13 protein-coding genes are annotated in these 18870 nt (G+C 48.0%); 7 read left to right on the forward strand and 6 right to left on the reverse strand.

The genetic code is table 11. The features are described from left to right. Nucleotides 1-7 precede the first annotated feature (7 nt). Genes acs through DEU30_RS10810 form a run of 7 tightly spaced genes read left to right on the forward strand, consistent with a single transcriptional unit; the run spans nucleotide 8 to nucleotide 9501 of the window. Nucleotides 8-1948, forward strand: a complete 1941-nt coding sequence (gene acs, locus DEU30_RS10780; protein WP_114982190.1) for an acetate--CoA ligase — start codon at nucleotides 8-10, stop codon at nucleotides 1946-1948. 21 nt (nucleotides 1949-1969) lie between these two features. Beyond that, nucleotides 1970-2602, forward strand: coding sequence for a response regulator transcription factor (locus DEU30_RS10785; RefSeq protein WP_011235234.1), 633 nt, complete (start codon nucleotides 1970-1972; stop codon nucleotides 2600-2602). Further along, nucleotides 2599-6072: a PAS domain-containing hybrid sensor histidine kinase/response regulator gene (locus tag DEU30_RS10790; RefSeq protein ID WP_114982189.1), complete on the forward strand. Its 3474-nt coding sequence runs from the start codon at nucleotides 2599-2601 to the stop codon at nucleotides 6070-6072. Before DEU30_RS10785 ends, DEU30_RS10790 begins: the two co-directional genes overlap by 4 nt. After that, entirely contained in the window at nucleotides 6069-7070 is a 1002-nt protein-coding gene (murB, locus tag DEU30_RS10795; protein ID WP_114982188.1) for a UDP-N-acetylmuramate dehydrogenase, read from the forward strand. Before DEU30_RS10790 ends, murB begins: the two co-directional genes overlap by 4 nt. After that, the gene (birA, locus tag DEU30_RS10800) at nucleotides 7067-8062 is read left to right on the forward strand and encodes a bifunctional biotin--[acetyl-CoA-carboxylase] ligase/biotin operon repressor BirA (RefSeq protein WP_114982187.1); all 996 of its coding nucleotides are present in this window, start codon (nucleotides 7067-7069) and stop codon (nucleotides 8060-8062) included. The genes murB and birA overlap by 4 nt, the downstream gene beginning before the upstream one ends. Beyond that, a complete protein-coding gene (locus DEU30_RS10805; RefSeq protein WP_114982186.1) occupies nucleotides 8049-8837 on the forward strand; it encodes a type III pantothenate kinase in 789 nt (262 codons plus the stop codon). The genes birA and DEU30_RS10805 overlap by 14 nt, the downstream gene beginning before the upstream one ends. Nucleotides 8838-8874: 37 nt before the next feature. Continuing rightward, nucleotides 8875-9501 carry a tetratricopeptide repeat protein gene (locus tag DEU30_RS10810; RefSeq protein WP_114982185.1) on the forward strand — a complete coding sequence of 209 codons (627 nt, stop codon included), beginning with the start codon at nucleotides 8875-8877 and terminating at the stop codon, nucleotides 9499-9501. A gap of 52 nt (nucleotides 9502-9553) precedes the next feature. Here the strand turns inward: DEU30_RS10810 and nspC are convergent, their stop codons facing one another. The 6 genes from nspC to zapE all read right to left on the reverse strand — a co-directional run bounded on the left by nspC (nucleotide 9554) and on the right by zapE (nucleotide 18826). Further along, a complete protein-coding gene (gene nspC / locus DEU30_RS10815) occupies nucleotides 9554-10687 on the reverse strand; it encodes a carboxynorspermidine decarboxylase (RefSeq protein WP_114982184.1) in 1134 nt (377 codons plus the stop codon). Between the two features lie 15 nt (nucleotides 10688-10702). Further along, a complete protein-coding gene (locus DEU30_RS10820; RefSeq protein WP_114982183.1) occupies nucleotides 10703-11902 on the reverse strand; it encodes a saccharopine dehydrogenase family protein in 1200 nt (399 codons plus the stop codon). Between the two features lie 72 nt (nucleotides 11903-11974). Next, a complete protein-coding gene (locus DEU30_RS10825; RefSeq protein WP_114982182.1) occupies nucleotides 11975-14131 on the reverse strand; it encodes a prolyl oligopeptidase family serine peptidase in 2157 nt (718 codons plus the stop codon). Nucleotides 14132-14196: 65 nt separating this feature from the next. Continuing rightward, nucleotides 14197-16035 carry a GNAT family N-acetyltransferase gene (locus tag DEU30_RS10830; protein ID WP_114982181.1) on the reverse strand — a complete coding sequence of 613 codons (1839 nt, stop codon included), beginning with the start codon at nucleotides 16033-16035 and terminating at the stop codon, nucleotides 14197-14199. 1 nt (nucleotide 16036) lies between these two features. After that, nucleotides 16037-17455, reverse strand: a complete 1419-nt coding sequence (locus tag DEU30_RS10835; protein ID WP_011235224.1) for a sodium-dependent transporter — start codon at nucleotides 17453-17455, stop codon at nucleotides 16037-16039. A 249-nt stretch (nucleotides 17456-17704) separates the two neighbouring features. Then, complete coding sequence (zapE, locus tag DEU30_RS10840; protein WP_114982180.1) at nucleotides 17705-18826, reverse strand: cell division protein ZapE; 1122 nt, start codon at nucleotides 18824-18826, stop codon at nucleotides 17705-17707. Between the last annotated feature and the right edge of the window lie 44 nt (nucleotides 18827-18870).

Consider the following 18870-nt stretch of genomic DNA (forward strand, 5'->3'; position numbering starts at 1 on the left):
AGAGGTAATGTCGCAACTGTATTCAGTTCCTGAACATATCAAAGCTAAAGCCAAAATCGATAATGACGGTTACAAAAAACTTTACCAACAGTCTATAGACGATCCTGAAGGATTTTGGAGTGAACACGGGAAGCGTATTACCTGGTTCACACCTTATAACAAAGTAAAAAATACCAGTTTCGAATCAGGAAAAGTCAGCGTCAAGTGGTACGAAGACGGCACTTTAAACGCTTGTTATAACTGTGTCGACCGCCATCTTGCGAATAAAGCAGATAAAACCGCGATTATCTGGGAAGGCGACGACCCTAGTGTAGACAAACACATCACTTATCGCGAGCTACATAAAGAGGTATCCCGTTTTGCTAATGGCCTGAAAAAACTAGGTATTAGTAAAGGTGACCGAGTGGCTATTTATATGCCCATGGTACCGGAAGCGGCATACGCCATGTTAGCTTGCGCGCGCATTGGTGCGGTTCATTCGGTGATTTTTGGCGGCTTTTCACCTAATGCCATTGCTGACCGTATTAACGACTGTCAGGCAAAAGCCATTATTACCGCTGATGAAGGTCGTCGTGGTGGCGGCACCATTGGTTTGAAAGCTAATGTTGATAAAGCCATTGCTGACGATGCTTGTCCAACGCTGGAGCACAGCATTGTGTGCCGTGTAACAGAGGGTGATGTTGACTGGACTGAGGGTCGTGATGTTTGGTGGCACGAGCTGGTTGGCAACGTCAGCGACGAGTGTCAGGCAGAAGTGATGAATGCCGAAGATCCGCTATTCATTCTTTATACCTCGGGTTCAACCGGAAAACCTAAAGGGGTTGTGCACACCACCGGTGGTTATATGGTGTACGCATCCATGACCCACGAGTATGTTTTTGATTATCATGAAGACGAAGTCTATTGGTGTGCAGCGGACGTTGGCTGGATTACAGGCCATTCTTATATTGTTTACGGACCATTAGCAAACGGCGCAACGACCCTGATGTTTGAAGGTGTGCCTACTTATCCCGGTGTTGGTCGTATTGGCGAAATTGTCGATAAACACAAAGTGAATATTCTTTATACGGCGCCAACCGCTATTCGCGCGTTAATGGCTAAAGGCGACGAAGCGGCCAAAACCTCAACCCGCGAAAGCTTGCGTATTTTGGGCAGCGTGGGCGAGCCGATTAACCCTGAAGCCTGGGAGTGGTATCACCGCGCTATTGGTAACGGTAAGTGCCCAATTATGGATACTTGGTGGCAGACCGAGAACGGCGGTATTTTGATTACTCCGCTGCCGGGCGCCACGGATTTGAAGCCGGGTTCTGCAACTCGTCCTTTCTTCGGTATTCAGCCCGCGCTGGTTGATAGCGAAGGCAACATTCAGGAAGGTGAAGCCGAAGGCGGGTTGGTTATTAAAGACTCCTGGCCGGGTCAAATGCGCACATTATGGGGTGACCATGAGCGCTTTGAGCAAACCTACTTCTCTACCTTTAAAGGTATGTACTTTAGTGGCGACGGCGCACGCCGCGATGCCGATGGCTATTACTGGATAACCGGTCGTATGGACGATGTACTGAACGTTTCCGGCCATCGCCTGGGTACCGCTGAAATTGAAAGTGCTCTGGTTTCGCATAAAGCGGTAGCCGAAGCAGCTGTTGTCGGATATCCGCACGACTTAAAAGGTCAGGGCATCTACGTTTATGTCACGCCGGTTGAAGGTGTTGAAGTTACTGATGAGCTGACTAAAGAAGTTCGTAACTGGGTTCGCTCTGAACTTAGCCCAATTGCAACTCCAGACTTAATTCACTGGACTACAGGCTTACCAAAAACCCGCTCCGGTAAAATTATGCGTCGTATTCTGCGTAAAATTGCCGCTAATGAGTACGAAAACCTTGGTGACACCTCTACGCTTGCCGATCCAAGTGTGGTAGATTCTTTGATAGAGAATCGAATGAATAAATAATGTCACTTAATCTGGAATCTCATGGCGAAATTTTTAATCGCAGATGACCACCCATTGTTTCGCGAGGCGCTGCAGGGCGCTCTCGCGAATCACTTTTCTGAGCTGACCTTACGCGAAGCTGAAGACTTAGACTCAACTCTGACTGCACTGAATAACGACGACGATGTCGATTTATTGCTGCTGGACTTACACATGCCCGGCAGTGGTGACTTGTATGGTCTTATTCGTGTCAGAGAAGACTATCCGCTGCTTCCTGTTGCCATCATCTCCGGTAGTGAGGATTCCTCGATTGTGGCCAAGTGCATTGGCTTTGGGGCTTTGGGCTTTATTCCAAAATCATTACCCTCTGCAGAAATAGCCGAAGCAATAGATACCATCCTGCAGGGCGACACCTGGGTTCCGAAAGAAAACAGAGAACGTCTCGATGTGATTTCGGACGAAGATCAGCAGCTTGCACAAAAGGTTTCGGAGCTTACCCCGCAGCAGTACCGGGTTTTGCACTTTCTTCATGAAGGCTTGCTGAACAAACAAATTGCCTATCAACTGGGCATTACTGAAGCAACAGTCAAAGCACACATTACGGCAATTTTCCGCAAACTGGGAGTGTACAGTCGTACCCAGGCAGTTTTGGTGGCTGAACGTCTGCAATTATGACCTGGTTACTGATATTTGCCTCGCTGGCTTATGTGATTTTCCTCTTCGCAGTTGCCACCTGGGGCGACCGTTTAGGCTCGTGGGCGAATAAAATCAGTCACAAGCCAGTTGTCTACTCTATGTCGCTGGCCATCTACTGCACGTCCTGGACGTATTACGGCGCTGTGGGTAATGCAGCAGTTGACGGTTGGGCGTTCTTTCCTATTTTGCTCGGGCCAATTTTGCTGTTCTTGTTTGGTATCCGAATTCTGGAAAAGCTGGTTTCGGTTAGTAAACAACAAAATATTACTTCAATAGCCGACTTTATTTCTTCCCGCTTTGGTAAACGCCGCCGGCTTGCCGTGGCTGTTACCGCCATTGCTGCCGTTGCTATTATTCCTTACATTGCGCTTCAGTTAAAAGCTGTGGGCATTAGCTTTGCGGTTCTGACTGAAAGCTCTGGAGTGATGGCACAGTTTTCGATAAAAGAACTGGGTGCTGCTGCGCTAATGGCAATTTTTGCTATGTTGTTTGGTACCCGCCACGTCGAAGTCACTGAATATCGCAGTGGCATGATACTGGCTATTGCTGTTGAGTCGATGATCAAACTGGTTGCATTGCTGGCAGCTGGTGTTTTTGCCTGGTTCCTGATTCAGGGAGACGCGCAATCGGACTTATTCAGTTCATTCAGTGACGCAACGAAACCTCAGTGGTCATTTGCAGCCTTTGGCGAGTTTGAGTTCATTGTACAAACCCTAATGGCGGCCGGGGCAATTTTGTGTTTACCCAGACAGTTTCATGTGGCGGTAGTGGACAATGTTGATGTCCGGCATTTACGCACGGCTCGTTGGGGCTTTCCTCTGTATCTGGCGCTGACCGCTGCCGCAATTGTCCCCATTGCTATTGCAGGAACTTTCTATTTGTCAGCAACCACCGACGGTTCAACGTTTGCGCTGCAACTGCCGTTACTCAAAGACCAGCTTTGGTTATCACTGGTTATTTTTATTGGTGGTATATCCGCAGCAACAGCCATGGTGATTATCGCGTCCGTAACCTTAAGCACCATGATAACTAACGACGTTATCATGCCCATTTTGCTGCAGCGCGAGTCGCGCTTGCCGCTAAAACATCGGCGCCGTGAATACGACAGGGCATTACTATTAATTCGGCGTGTGGCTATTGCCGTTACTATGGTGCTGTCGTTTCTATGTTATTACTTCTGGGCAGCCCGGACTAACCTGGTCAGTATTGGTTTGTTGGCGTTCTCGTTGGTGTTGCAGTTGCTGCCGGCGTTGCTGGCCGCTCTGTATTGGCGTAAAGGCCACGCGCGGGGTGTTTACGCCGGGTTGGCTGCAGGTTCAGTCGGCTGGGTTTTAGCGGTACTAATACCTTTATACACCGACCTTCAGCTCACCGATGTAGAAATAATAACCCGCGGTACTGTAGTTTCTTTAGCTTTAAATTGCTTCGGGTTCATTGTATTTTCATTGTTGGCAAAACCTCGCCTGGTTGACCGTATTCAGGCTACGGCTTTTGTTAAACCCCGAGCCGCTTTACCCGATTTACATTTCAACAAAAATGACAGTGCTACCAATGCCGATATGTTGTTGCTGTTAAGGACCTTTTTAGGGGCGGAACGGGCTCAGCAGTTAATGCAGTATTATCAGCGTCCGGAAAACACTGAGCTTCCGCTGGAAGGTGTGGCTGAAAAAACCTTTATCAGTTTTGTGGAAAGAGCGATAGCTGGTGTACTTGGCTCTGCCACGGCGCGCTCTCTTGTCGATGCTGCACTGCGCGATAAGCAGCTAAATTTAGAAGAAGTTGTTCACTTCTTTGACGATACAACGCAAGCTCTGCAAACTCAGCAATCTATTTTGTTTAGCTCGCTGGAGAATTTGGCTCAGGGCATTAGTGTTGTCGATGCAGAGCTGAGACTGGTGGCCTGGAATAAACGCTATATGGATTTATTCCAGTACCCTGAGGGCATGGTGAAACCCGGACAGCCTATAGCCACCCTTATCCGTTATAACGCAGAGCGCGGAGAATGTGGTCCTGGTGACGTTGACGGATTGGTTAATAAGCGTTTGCGTTATATGCAGTTGGGGTCGCCACACCGTTTTATTCGTCGCCGCGCCGATGGCCGGGTGATAGAAATGGTAGGTAACCCTTTGCCGACCGGCGGCTTCGTTACCAGCTTTACCGACATTACGTCGCACGTTGAAACCCAGCAGGCACTGGAAGATGCCAATATTGATCTGGAACAGCGGGTTGACGTTCGGACCCAGGAAATACGCGAGATAAACCAGGAGCTGACAGCAGAAATAGACAGGCGCCGACAAGTTGAGGACGAGCTGAAAAAAGCCAAGGCCGAAGCGGAAGCGGCCAATGCTTCTAAAACGCGTTTTCTGGCGCTGGCCAGTCATGATATTTTACAGCCTCTTAATGCGGCGCGTTTATACCTTTCGGCTATTCAGGAAAAAGAACTTTCGGAGCGGAACTTGTCGTTAGTTGGCAAGCTGGATACTGCGCTTGGGTCAACTGAGCATTTACTCTCGACCTTATTGTCGATAGCAAAAATGGATCAGGGAGCTTTAAAACCGCAGTTCCGGCATGTGCAGCTTAGCTCATTACTGGAACCGCTGGTTGAAGAATATGCGGTGCTGGCCGAGCAGCGGAAGCTGGATTTTCGTGCATTTTATAAAGACCGGCCGGTGTACACTGACCCAACGTATTTGCGCCGAATTGTGCAGAACTTTTTATCTAATGCCATAAAATACACCCAAAGAGGCAGCGTGTTGTTGGGTGTGCGCAAGCGCGGAGATGAGCTTCAGATAGCCGTGTGGGATACCGGGCCAGGTATTGCGGCTCAGCAGCAGAATAAAGTGTTTGATGCATTTTATCGGGTGCAGAACCAAACTGTAGACGGTGTCGGCCTTGGATTAAGTGTCGCGCAACGTATGGGTGAGCAGTTGAACTGTGACGTACAGGTTGAGTCGGTTGAAGGTAAAGGCTCGTGTTTTTCGGTACGAGTGCCCTTAGGTAATGCTGCTCAGGTTGTCAGCCGGCCGAAAAAACAACTGGAAGACGCGTTATCTGATCCTTTACAGCTTATTGTAGTCGATGACGACAATGAAAACCTAAGCGCGTTGAGTGCGCTACTGAATAAGTGGGGGTGCGAAGCCCTGACCTTTAATCGCTATAGTAAAGCTTTAGCTTATGCTAAGGCTCACAGCCAGAACAAAGCCCCGCACGGACTGTTATTAGACTATCAGTTAGGTGACGGTGACGGCTTGCAGTTGGCGCAGGAATTACGTGATATTTGGCAGCAACAGATACCGGCCGCTTTGGTAACAGCCATGCGCGATGATTCTGTGAAGCAGGCCGCCCGCAAAAGCGGTCTGCAGTTTTTACCTAAGCCGGCTAAGCCTGCCGCATTAAAAGCATTTTTAAAATACATTAGTACCCGAAAGGCGGGAGGAGCCAGAAGTTGATAGAGCTTGCCGAGCGACACACATTTAAACTCCCGGCACAATGCCGTTCCTTAATTGAACTGAAAAGCAGCGACGACGTCGAGGATTTAGCATTTGAGGAACCTTATTATTTGCTTGGTGAGGGTAGTAACACCTTATTTGTCGATAACTTCTATGGAACCGTCATTTGCAACCGGCTACTGGGTGTCTGCATTGAAGAACAGGAAAGCTCTTATTTAATTACTTCCGCAGCAGGCGAGAACTGGCATAACTTTGTTGCTGACTTACGCGCAAGAAGTATCGACGGGCTGGAGAACTTAGCGCTAATTCCGGGCTCAGTCGGTGCTGCCCCAGTGCAAAATGTTGGGGCTTATGGGGTCGAGGTGGCAACCTTTATTGAGCAGGTAACCGCCTGGGACATTAAAGAAAAGTGCTGGGTTTCTATGAACAGAGAAGCCTGCCAGTTCGCGTATCGCGACAGTGTATTCAAGCAACACCCTGGCCGTTGGTTGATAACTTCCGTGGTGTTTCGGTTGCCCAAAGACTGGCAGCCGGTTACCCACTATGCTCCGTTGAACCAACTTCAGGGGCATGTGAGTGCCCAGAAAATTTTCGATACGGTTGTGGAAGTGCGCCAGAGAAAGTTACCGGATCCAAAAGTTATACCCAATGCCGGCAGCTTTTTCAAAAACCCGGTTATCACCAAAGCTCAGCTTGATCAGCTGTTGCTGAAATGGCCTGACATGGTCTATTTCCCGGTAGCCGATAACCAGGTGAAAGTGGCGGCTGGATGGCTCATTGAGCATTTAGGTTTGAAGTCAGCATTTGTCGGCGATGCTGCGGTTAACCCGTATCAGGCATTGGTGTTGATTAATAAAGCACAGGCCACGGGCAGTGATATTAAGCAACTGGCACTAAAAATTATGAAACAAGTGGCGGATTCCAGTGGCATTATGCTCGAACCTGAAGTTCGTCTGGTAGGCCAACATGGTCTTGTGCAGTTGGCGGTAGAGAAATGAAGCAGGCAGAACGTCTTGATCAGTTAATTACTTTACTGGCTAATGGTGAGTTTCATTCCGGGCAGGCAATTGGTGAGTCTCTGACTATATCCCGGGCTGCGGTAAACCAACACATTCATAAACTTGAAGAGCTTGGGCTTGAGCTGTTTTCGGTAACCGGGCGTGGCTATAAGCTTGCCCGGCCGATAGAGCTTTTGCAAGCGGGGGTTATTGAAAAGGAAAGCCCGGAAGAGTGGCGACAGTCGCCGGAGTTTGAAGTGAAGTCGGTGGTTGATTCCAGTAACGACCGGGTTAAAGAGTTGGCCAAAGAAGGGCCTTTAGAAGCGGGGTTTTCTATTTTCGCCGAAGCTCAGACCGCCGGACGCGGGCGTCGTGGGAAAAAATGGATTTCGCCCTTTGGCAATAACCTTTACTTTAGTGTGTACTGGCCTTTAGATGACGGTATTCATGGCGCCATGGGGTTAAGCCTTGCGGCCGGGGTCGCCTTAGCGGAATGTTTTACCGACCTGGGTATTGAAGGCGTTAGCGTAAAATGGCCTAACGATGTTTACATTGGCGGGAAGAAAGTGACCGGAATACTGGTCGACCTTGAAACCTCGCCTGAAGGCGCTGCGCACAGCATTATTGGTATTGGCATTAATTTAACCATGCCAGAGCATGTTGGTGCGAGCATTGATCAGGCCTGGACGGATCTGAACACTGAATTGCCGCAGCCAATGTCGCGTAATCATATTGCGGCGCAGGTACGTGCCTCTGTGCTGTCGGCTTTACAGCAATACGAACAACACGGGCTGGCTGCTTTTCAGCAAAGCTGGCGCCGATACGACTGCTTTTTGGATAAGCCGGTGAAGCTCATTATGGGGCAAAGAGTTTGTTTAGGAACCTGTCGTGGAATCGACGAAAATGGTGCGTTACTGGTAGAAGATGAGCAGGGCGTACGTCGTTATTTTGGTGGTGAAGTTTCATTGAGGGCGCAAGATGCTACTAATTGATGCGGGCAATACCCGCAGCAAGTTTGCATGGTGGGATGCTGACACCGATAAAATAGAGATTCTGGGAGCTATTTCTCATCAAAGCTGGCTAAACGATTTAAGTCAGCCGCTAAAAGATTTGCTTCTTGAGGTTATTAGCGGCCGTCAGCTAAAACGCGAACAGCAGGCCATTGGTTGCAGTGTGGCCGCTGTTCAGGTTATGGATACGTTAAATAGCTCGCTGGCGGAACTGGGTATAAAAGTTTTCTGGCAAAAAACCAGAGCACAGCAAGCAGGGGTTACTAATGGTTACACTAAAGAACCTGAGCGCCTCGGCTCGGACCGCTGGATGGCCTTACTCGGTTGTCATGAGCAAGTGAAACAGAACGCGCTGATTGTGGATGCGGGTACTGCGCTGACCATTGACTGGTTGATGGCTGATGGCCGTCATCTTGGCGGCTGGATTGTTCCCGGACGACAGTTAATGCTAAATGCCCTGGGTCAGGGTACGGCTAATTTAAAGGGCATTACGGTAAATGATATTGAGCGTGATGGTTTAGCTGCCGGGCTGGATACTTTTGACGGTATTACCCAAGGGGCTGAAGCGGCTTTAACCGGTGCTATTGCACAAGCGATTCAGTTGTCCGGCCGCTATTTTTCTGACCAGCCTTTTGATGTGGTGGTCACCGGTGGTGATGGTGAGCATTTGATGCGAACCTTGTCGGTTGAATTTTGTCGTTATGACGATTTGTTGTTTAAGGGTTTGCGACTCTGTGCCGATAACCTAAGCAGTTAAGCTTTTAGGTATATTCAGAGAGACCACAGGCAACTTTATGAAGATAGTCATTCCAATGCTGATTGCTGTAGCCGGATTGACCGCTATGCACAAGGCGCAGGCGCAGGATGTTGAAGCGGTACAGTTATATTCAGACGCGGAACTGGTTGAGATGTTTGCAACTAATGCGCATCTGAAACGGGTACGCGATACCGATCGCTGCCAGTTGGCACAGGATATTGAAGCTCAGGCCGAGCTTGAGCGCCGACCGACTTATCAGTTTCTTTATGGCGACATGATGGCCTGGGGTGTGTGTTATGACCGTGCCCCCGAACTTGGCCTGCTGTATATGGAGAAAGCAGCTCAGCATGGCTTACTGGAAGCTCTGGAGCAGTTAGGTCGCTATTACCATGAAGGGGTTTTGGTGCAAAAAGACATTGAGCGTGCCATTCTGTACCTTCGTGAAGCCGCATCGTTAGGGAATTTGCCTGCGCAACGACGCTTTGCCGATATTCTGCTGGCCGATGAAGGCAGCCCTTATGATTATGAAAAAGCTTATCATTGGCTGCATAATTCAATTACCGCTGATAAGCGGACTTATGCGGATATTGAACAGAAGCTTGCAAAGCTGGCTGAGAGAATGCCACCTTCGGTGGTTGAGAAAGCAAAAAGGCCACTTGATTAGAGTATATAGGACTAAGTGGCCTTTGATTTGAACTGCGAAAGCTTATTTGTGTTTAAGACAAGCGATTGCGGAAATCTTCGTAACTAAATTGTCGTACACAATCGAACTGTCCATTCTCCCGCAAAATACCAATGGCTGGGTGTTGAACACCGTTAAAGAAAGACGTTTTCACCATGGTGTAATGCATCATATCCTCAAACACCAAGCGGTCGCCAGCAGCCAGCGGCTGATCAAAACTGTACTCACCGATAACATCACCGGCTAAACAACTATTGCCGCCTAAGCGATAACTGAAGGCTTTTTCTGCTGGTAAACCTGCTCCGGTAATGACCGGGCGATAAGGCATTTCCAGCACGTCCGGCATATGTGCCGTGGCTGAAATATCCAGTAAAGCAATTTGCCCCTGGTTCTCAACAATATCCACCACTTCACAGACCAGCGGACCGGTTTGCCAGGCAACGGCAGAGCCGGGCTCCAGTATCACTTGCAGGTCGTAGGTTTCGCGCAGGCGCTTTAACTGCTTTATCAGATGATCAACATCGTAGCCCTGACGGGTCATGAGATGTCCGCCACCCAGATTTAACCATTTCATTTGTTTTAGCTGTTCGCCAAAACGGTTTTCCACGGCTTCCAGAGTGCGCTCAAGGGCAAAAGAGTCGCACTCGCACAGGTTGTGCACGTGCAAACCTTCAACGCCGGTTAAGTCCTGCTGCTTAAGTTCGCTGGCACGAATACCCAGACGAGAGCCCGGTGCGCTGGGATCATAAAGCTCAGTTTCAGCTTCCTGATGCTCGGGGTTAATACGCAGACCAACGGAAACTCCGGCATCAGCTGTCTGTTCGCGGTACTTGTGCCATTGAGAGACACTGTTGAAAGACAAGTGATTCACTAACGGCAGCAGTTCGTCGATGTCTTCTTGTTTATAAGCTGGCGCATAAGCATGAACTTCGCGCGAAAATTCCTCCGCTGCCAGCTTTGCCTCCCAGACAGAACTGGCTGTGCAGCCTTTAAGATATTGACGAATAAGCGGAAAAGCTGACCACATGGCGTAGCCTTTCAGTGCCAGAATAATGTCGGCACCACTTTGCTCCTGTACCTTTTGCATCAGCTCGAGGTTTTTGCGTAGCAGCTTTTCGTCCAGCACATAGCAAGGAGACGGAATTTCCGGCGATGTATATTGACTCATGCGTTGTCTTCTCTGTTACTTCTCAAATGGCTTATCGCATTCCAGAACTTGCCATGGAAGGCCATATTTGTTTAGCCGCTCCATAAACTCGTCCGGGTCAAACTGTTCCATATTCCAGACGCCTGGTTCCATCCAATGACCCTGCAACATCATTGATGCGCCAATCATTGCCGGTACGCCGGTGGTGTAAGAAACCGCCTGAGCACCTACTTCTTTGTTCGTTTCAGCATGGTCACAGTTGTTGTAGATGAAAATAGTCTTCTCTTGACCGTCTTTCAGCCCTGTGACATAGGTACCAATACAGGTTTTTCCGGTATAGCCTTCCGCCAGAGAACCCGGGTTAGGCAGTACCGCCTTCAGAAACTCGAGCGGTACAATTTTTTTGCCTTCAAACTCTACCGGCTGGATAGAGGTCATGCCAACGTTTTCAAGTACCCGTAAGTGAGTCAGATACTGCTCACCGAAAGTCATCCAGAAACGCGCGCGTTTAATGGTTGGAAAGTGCTTAACCAGCGATTCCAGCTCTTCGTGAAACAACAGGTAAGACGGGCGAACACCAACATTAGGGTAGTCCAGATCTTTACGCACACTGATAGGGTCGGTTTCGTGCCATTCGCCGTTTTCCCAATACTTACCTTTTTGGGTAATTTCGCGAATATTAATTTCCGGGTTAAAGTTGGTTGCAAAGGCCTGACCGTGGTCACCACCGTTGCAGTCAACAATGTCCAGATAATGCACTTCGTCAAAGTAGTGCTTGGCGGCATAAGCCGTAAATACGTTGGTAACACCCGGATCAAAACCGGCACCCAACAAGGCCATTAAGCCTTTCTCTTTAAAGCGTTCCTGATAAGCCCACTGCCACGAATATTCAAATTTCGCTTCGTCTTTTGGTTCGTAGTTTGCGGTATCCAGGTAGTGCACGCCGGTTTCGAGGCACGCATCCATGATAGGTAAGTCCTGGTATGGAAGCGCAACGTTAATAACCAGTGACGGGTTAATGCCGCGAATAAGCTCAACTACTTCTGCAGAGTCATCGGCGTCTACCTGATACACTCCTACAACGCGGTCTTTACCGGCTTTTTCCTGCAGAGCCTGACATTTGGAAAGGGTACGGCTGGCAAGATGAATCTCAGAGAATACTTCAGGTAGGCCTGCACATTTTTGTACGACTACGCCAGCAACACCGCCGGCACCAATAATTAGAACTTTAGACATGAATGCTATCCTTCACAGAAATCTTTTAACTAATAAAGTTGCTGCGAAAGATAGCATATTTTTATGGAATCATCATTCAGAAGCGTTGCTTTGTGCTGCCTCTGAATTCATGCCTAAATGCTTATGTAAAAATGCCCAGTTTTCGGCATGTTCTTCAATGCGCATCCATGTTGGTGTACCGGCTCCGTGACCAGCGCGAGTCTCTACATTTAACAGTATGGGTTGGTCGCAACTTTGGTCACGTTGTAGTGCAGCTGCAAACTTGTAGCTGTGCCATGGAACCACTCGATTATCGTGATCGCCGGTGGTGATCAAGGTTGCCGGATAACAGGTGCCGCTCTCGGTATTGTGCACCGGCGAGTAAGCATAAAGAGTTTTGAACTCCTCTTTATTTTCGCTTAAACCAAATTCACTACCCCAGCCTCGTGCATTGGCGCTGGGCAGTTGGTATCTCAGCATATCCATAACACCAACGGCAGGAAGGGCTGCGGCAAACAACTCAGGACGCTGAGTCATGGTAGCGCCGACCAATAAACCGCCGTTACTGCGTCCCTGAATAGCCAGCTTGTTCTTGTTGGTGTAGTTGTTGTTTATTAACCATTCAGCCGCGGCAATAAAGTCGTCAAAGACGTTTTGCTTGTTTTCTTTAGTGCCTTGTTGATGCCACATTTCACCAAATTCACCGCCGCCGCGAAGATTTGGAATGGCTAGTACGCCGCCCATTTCTAACCAGACAAGACGGGTTGTGTCGTAATCTGGCGTAATAGAAATATTGAAACCGCCATAACCATATAACAGCGTTGGGTTTTCGCCGTTAAGCTCAATGTTCTTGTCGTGCACTAAAAACATTGGAACTTCGGTGCCATCGGCACTGTTGTATACCACTTGCTCAGTTGTATATTGATCTAATTCGGCTGGCACTTTGGTTTCATACCACAAGGTGGTACGTTGCTGGTCAGGCTGGTAGCGATAGATTTTTCCCGGTTCGGTAAAGCTTTTGAAGGAAAAGAATACATCGGGTGCTTTATGGCTGCCTTCAAAACCGCTAATTGAGCCAATACCGGGTAAAGCCAGCTCCTGAAGCATGGTTCCTTTTATATCAAAGATAGCCACTCGCGAGCGCGCTGACTGCAAATAATGCGCAAATAGTTGACCATTTACTGCATGTACGTCTTTCAGTGTATGAGTTTTAGCAGCAATAATTTCTGTCCAGTTCTCAGGTTCAGATTGTTTAGGATCAACGGCAACGACACGACCTGTCGACGCTTCATTAGTAGTCTTAAAATACAGCAGGCCTTTTTGGCTGGTAACGTACTGATATTGGCCGTCCCACTTGGTGAAAAGCCCTTTAAAAGGTGCATTTTCCTGTGCTAGCGGACGCAGGTAGACGGCATTAGCGTCGTAGCCTTTAAAAACATCAATAAGTAAGTATTTACCGTCGTCTGATACTTTGGCGTAAGGGTTTAGTTCGGGCTGGTTGTCAAAAGCAAAAATCAGCTCATCGTCACTTTGTTTGGTTCCCAGTTTATGAAAATAAACACTGACGGGTTTTGTATCATCAAAGCTGCCGTCTTTATTTTCAGGGTAGCGGCTGTAATAAAACCCCCGTTCATTTGGTAGCCAGGCAACTTCGGTAAATTTAACCCCTTCAATAACGTCGCTGGTGTCTTTTCCTGACTCTACATTACGGACTTTTATTTCCGTCCAGTCGCTGCCGCCGTCAGAAGTGGCATAAGCAACATAGGTAGCGTCGGGAGAAACGTTAATACGTGCCAGCGACACGGTTCCGTCGTCGCTGAAGTTATTAGGATTAATCAGAATATCCGGCGCACTGTTTAAATCGGTCATGGTGTATAGCACGGACTGATTTTGAAGGCCGTCATTTGCGAAGTAGAAATACCGGTCGGCATAGCGAAAAGGCGTGCTGACTTTTTCATAATTCCACAGTTCAGTCATGCGGTCTTTAATGTCCGCGAACGCCGGAAGATTTTGCAATAAAGGAGTAGATAACTGGTTTTGCGCATCCACCCAATTAGACACTTCCTGGTTGTCCTGCTCCAGCCAGCGGTAAGGATCTTCAACTCGGGTACCGTGATAATCATCTTGCTGCTCGACGGTTTTAGTTTCGGGGTAAGGGCCGTCAGGTTGTTCTTTTTCCTGTTCAAACGAGCTACAGGCACTCAGTATCAACACAGTTGAACAAAGAATAAAAGCTGAATAACGAATCATGGTTGGGCTTCCTGTTTAGGTTCTGCGGTGATCATAGGAATTTGCTGTCAAAACAACAAGTCACATTAGTGCAGTAAGCATACTTCTTTACAGAGATTTTCATTCGCCTGACGCTGAGATACTCCACCCCAATACTCGCCCAGATGTTTGAGTGTTGTCGATGAGTTACACAGCAGTTCGGTTAGAGGGTGATTACTATGTTGCCAGTAGAACCACTGAGCTAAGGCAAAATGTGCCGCGTCAAACGGGATAGTCTTACTGCGATAGGCTTGAATAAGGCTTGTTCTTATCTCATTGTGTTCGTCTGTCAGTTGCAGCATCTCTTTGCCATCTGACAACCATTGTAGCTGGTTTTGTCCCCACTGACCGAGCAATTGACATACCCGGTATAATTCAGTGAATTCATTGGTTAGTGGGAGTGCATAAATAGCCGCCGGCCGTGCGGACACACTGTCTATACGGCTACTGAGGCGCCAAAGGTCATAGCCATTTTTCTTCCAGAAATTATCCAGTCCCTGTGACCAGGCAAAACTGGTGCCCAGCATTTGGTAATTGTTGTCCAGGGCCCACCGGTAAATCTCAGCCAGCAATTCGGAGGCGGCTTTACGTCGTCTTTTCGCAGCTGGTACCGCAATACGTGCAACTCTTAGCCAATGTAAATCCATAGCCCAGTCCTGTTGCAGAAAGTAGCCTATGGCCTGAGGCAGTAAATTTCCTTTGGGGCGTCTTTGCCCTTGTCTGACTTCTTCTTTTAATGGCGATAAAATGGGTCCCTCACTCATAAGCCAGGCAACCGCAGTAACTTCGCCGTTTGTGGACTGATATGCGAGCTTATGTCCGGGTTCGGTCAGCAGCAGGTTAAGGTCATTCGGGCTACTTTGGTAATGTGCGCTGAGAAGAAGTTGAAAACATTGTTGCAGCAAAGCTTCTTCAAGTTCCGATGCGTGTTTAATAAAAGTGCCGGACTCCCGGCTCCCGAATTGTGTTACTGGTTGCTCGTTCAGTAGAAAAGTCTCGGTTAGCCACTGCTCTAATGGATCATTTGCGGGCCAGCGTAATGGTTGAGTTAGCTGGTGAACAGATACCTGTGGCAAGGTTTTCCTGGCCCAGTCGGTAAAGTGCACAGCAAAACCACGACCACAACCTTCATAACCAGCAACGGTTGTGGCAAGCAACCAGGGATTAAATTTTTGGCATAGCTGTTCTGTTGCCCACAATGGCAGACCCGCAGCTTCATCAATAATTAATGTTACTTCCGAATTACCGGGTTGTTCCAGCAGCTTATCCCAGGCGACGAAATGAGCTTCCGGCGCTTGCTGTAGTAAAACTTTCGCATTGGCTTTTCGCGGTGCCGTCACAATAATCGAGCGGTGCTCTTTTGCTTGGGCAAGCGCCTGGCCTAACAGGGTACTTTTACCGCGGCCGCGTTCGGCGGTAATGATATGAGTTTCGTATGGTTTTGCTGTGCTTTGTGTAAGAGCGTTAAAAATAGAGTTCTGCTCATTCGTTAGCTGTAGCGTCTCATTTGCTGAGCGTGTTTCAGTTTTATTGACCGATGAATAGGGTTTGATGTTTGATTCGGCAAAGTGCTTTGCGGCAAAACGCTCCATGCGGTGACTCATGGCGTTGCTCTCAGCCGGGAGTAAAATAGACAACAGACCACCGGCGGTAACGGTGCCACAAAGCGCTGCTATGGCGTCGGCGTGCAAACCGTCGTGGCAGTCTATCCAGACTTGTTCAAACTCATGCCCCAGATAATCGCGGTAACGGGAGAGTACGGCATCGGCATGAGTCTGTAGGTTTGATAAGTAGATAGAACTTTCAGAGCGAGCCTCGCAGTATTCGCGCCAGAGGCTCGCATCTTGCAGCAGTTGAAGTTGTCGGTAACCGCTGCGCTCTGCCATTTTAGAAAATAGGATAAGCGAAGAATTTAGTTAACACTGTATTAATAAATACCGCCGCTAATATCAAGGGAATGAATGTACAGATAGATAGACGTACATATTTGGCCAGTAGTGTATTCGGATAACCGGGGTTGCCTTCAGCAAGTTCTGCATCCAGGTTTTTACGGCGCCAGTGGAAGCTGACAAACAAGCAAATCAAAAGGCCATTCAGTGGCAAGATGGTGTCGTAAAAAACGTCGTAGATTACATCAAAAACTGACTTAGGCGTGTCAGCGTAGAAAGTAAACTCAGTGAATGCCGGAACAAAACCAAAAGAGGTCGCGGCAATAAGAGTCAGTACAGTAACGGCGATACCCATAACCAGCAGGGCTTTTTTACGGCTTATCTTCGCTTGCTCAATAACCGCTGCGGTTGGTACTTCAAGAATAGAAACCAAAGATGTAATAGCAGCAATAAAGGTCAGCAGGAAAAAGATAGTAGCGGCAATGCTTGCGCCAACATAGCCGACAACGCCTTCCAGAGCGATAAAGATTTGCGGAAAGAAAGAGAAAATCATACTAACCGAGGAGTCACTCAATGAATCCGGGTTGGTATTGGGATTGATGGCGAATATCGCGGGGAGAGTCATTAAACCGGCGGTAAAAGCAACGGCTGTATCTGTTAAAGCAACCAGTTTACCAGAGGTCACAATGTCGTCCCTGCGGCTGAAATAAGAGCCGTAGGTTATTAAAATGCCCATACCGAGAGATAACGAGAAAAAGGCCTGTGATAATGCGCCGTTGATTACTGAACCATCAATTTTTGAAAAGTCGGGAACCAGATAAAACTCAAGTCCGAGCACGGCGTTATCCAGTGACAGAACAAAGATAACCAGCAGAATGAGCATAATAAACAGCGCTGGCATCAGGAATTTCGCGGCTTTCTCTATCCCCTGACGAACACCACCAAGCAAGATAACATTGACGATTATTGTCACTGCAATAAGGAAACCAACAAAGCCGTAGTCGTTTACGAATTGGCCAAAGTATTCGGCGTCGGCGAGCATATCGAGGTTGCCGGTAACTGAATGCCAGAGGTAACCGAAGATCCACACCGTGATGACCATGTAGAAAACCGCAATCATAAATGGCGTGATAACTGCCAGTAAGCCAGCAAGATGCCAGCCTTTATTGTTTGGCGATAATGCTTTGTAAGATCCTAGAGGGCTTTTTTGAGCGCGTCGGCCCAGGCCCATTTCTGCCAACATAACTGGCACGCAGATAAAGGCAACGAATAACGCATAGATAATTAAAAATGCCCCACCGCCATTTTTAGTGGCAGCAACGGGGAACCCAACTAAGTTACCAATGCCGACGGCAGAACCTGCCGCCGCTAATATAAAGCCAATCTTAGAGCTAAATTGATCGCGTTGTTCGCTCATTCTGAACCTTCTTTTATCGTTTTTGTTTTACGCTTTTTAAGCGCTGCTGTTCAGCAAATTCCAGCAATCCTAGCAAGGCGTTAATTTAACGGCAAGCAGCTAATTACTGTTTGTGCGGCAGAATGCGGGAAATCCGGCTTGGAAACAAAACTTATTTTAACATCCATGACAATTGTAATATTGGAATTTGTTGCAAGTCATATAACATTTAATTAACTCAGTTTCAACACGCTGGTAAATACAGGGAATTCAACTCTCTGGAACAGATTGGCGTCTTTTTACCAGCGTGTTTCCTGCAACTGAGTCACCCCATTGCTGCATTTCAAAAAGTCGTGAAACGCAACGCCGGAAAGGAAAAGCCAATTGTCTGGCCTGATATAATTTATCGATGTCGGTTTCGGCGGTTACCAATAAGTGACACTTTCGGTCATAGCACTCATCGACCAGAGCTATAAAACGACGGGCTTCGTTATCCAGTTTGCTGACAATATTTGCCTGATGTTCGCGCTGGTATGTTTCCTCTACACCATGTACCAGGTCTTTATCTGGTATATAAGAAAAAGCCGGAACCTGATGCACCGCTATAGCAGCATAACGATCGGCCAGTTCCATATAGTCGCGCTGACTTCTGGGGCCGGAGCAGAGAGACATAAAGTCAAAACCAATCACTTTATTGTTGTGCCATAAGCACGGAATTTCACGCTTCATTATCCGAACGGAGGGGGTTTCTTTTGTGCGGCCGAAATGACTCTCTGCGAGTGAACGGAGCTGTTGCAGCGTGCCTTGCTTAAGGTAATAGGGTAAATCGGCTTCGTGCAGTCGGCGATAATCAACGCCCATACCCAAGTCCAGACAGTCACACTCCTTATTCAACAACTCTATTGTAGGTTCGAAGCGATGGCGCGCCAAACCATCTCTGTAAAGCTCATTAGGTGGGGCGTTCGAGGTTGTTATTAAACTAACTTCCTCGTTGAACAGCGCATGCCATAGTCCGGCTAAAATCATTGCGTCGCCAATATCTTCAACGAAAAACTCATCCAGACAGATTATTGAATAGTGGTGCGACCACCTCTTAGCAATAATCTGCATAGGGTTAGCTTCGCCTTGAAGGCTATTCAGTTCTTCGTGGATTTTGGCCATAAAATGGTGAAAATGCAGTCGAATAGACTGACCTTTCGGAAGATGTTGGTAAAACATGTCCATCAGCAGGGTTTTCCCCCGGCCGACCGGGCCAAATAAGTAAAGACTTTTCGGTTTATGTCCGCGAGAAAGTGAGTCCAGTCGTTGCTGCAGCGCCTTTACCGCCTCTAACTGATATTTATCGGGTTGGAGCGCACCGGACTGAATGTCTTGATTATAGTTTTCCTGCATGAGCTTATTATCACAAAACGTCAGGACAAAAAGAAGCCGGCTGG

The organism is Idiomarina sp. 017G (genome assembly GCF_004362265.1).
In the GTDB taxonomy this organism is placed as follows: Bacteria; Pseudomonadota; Gammaproteobacteria; order Enterobacterales; family Alteromonadaceae; genus Idiomarina; species Idiomarina loihiensis.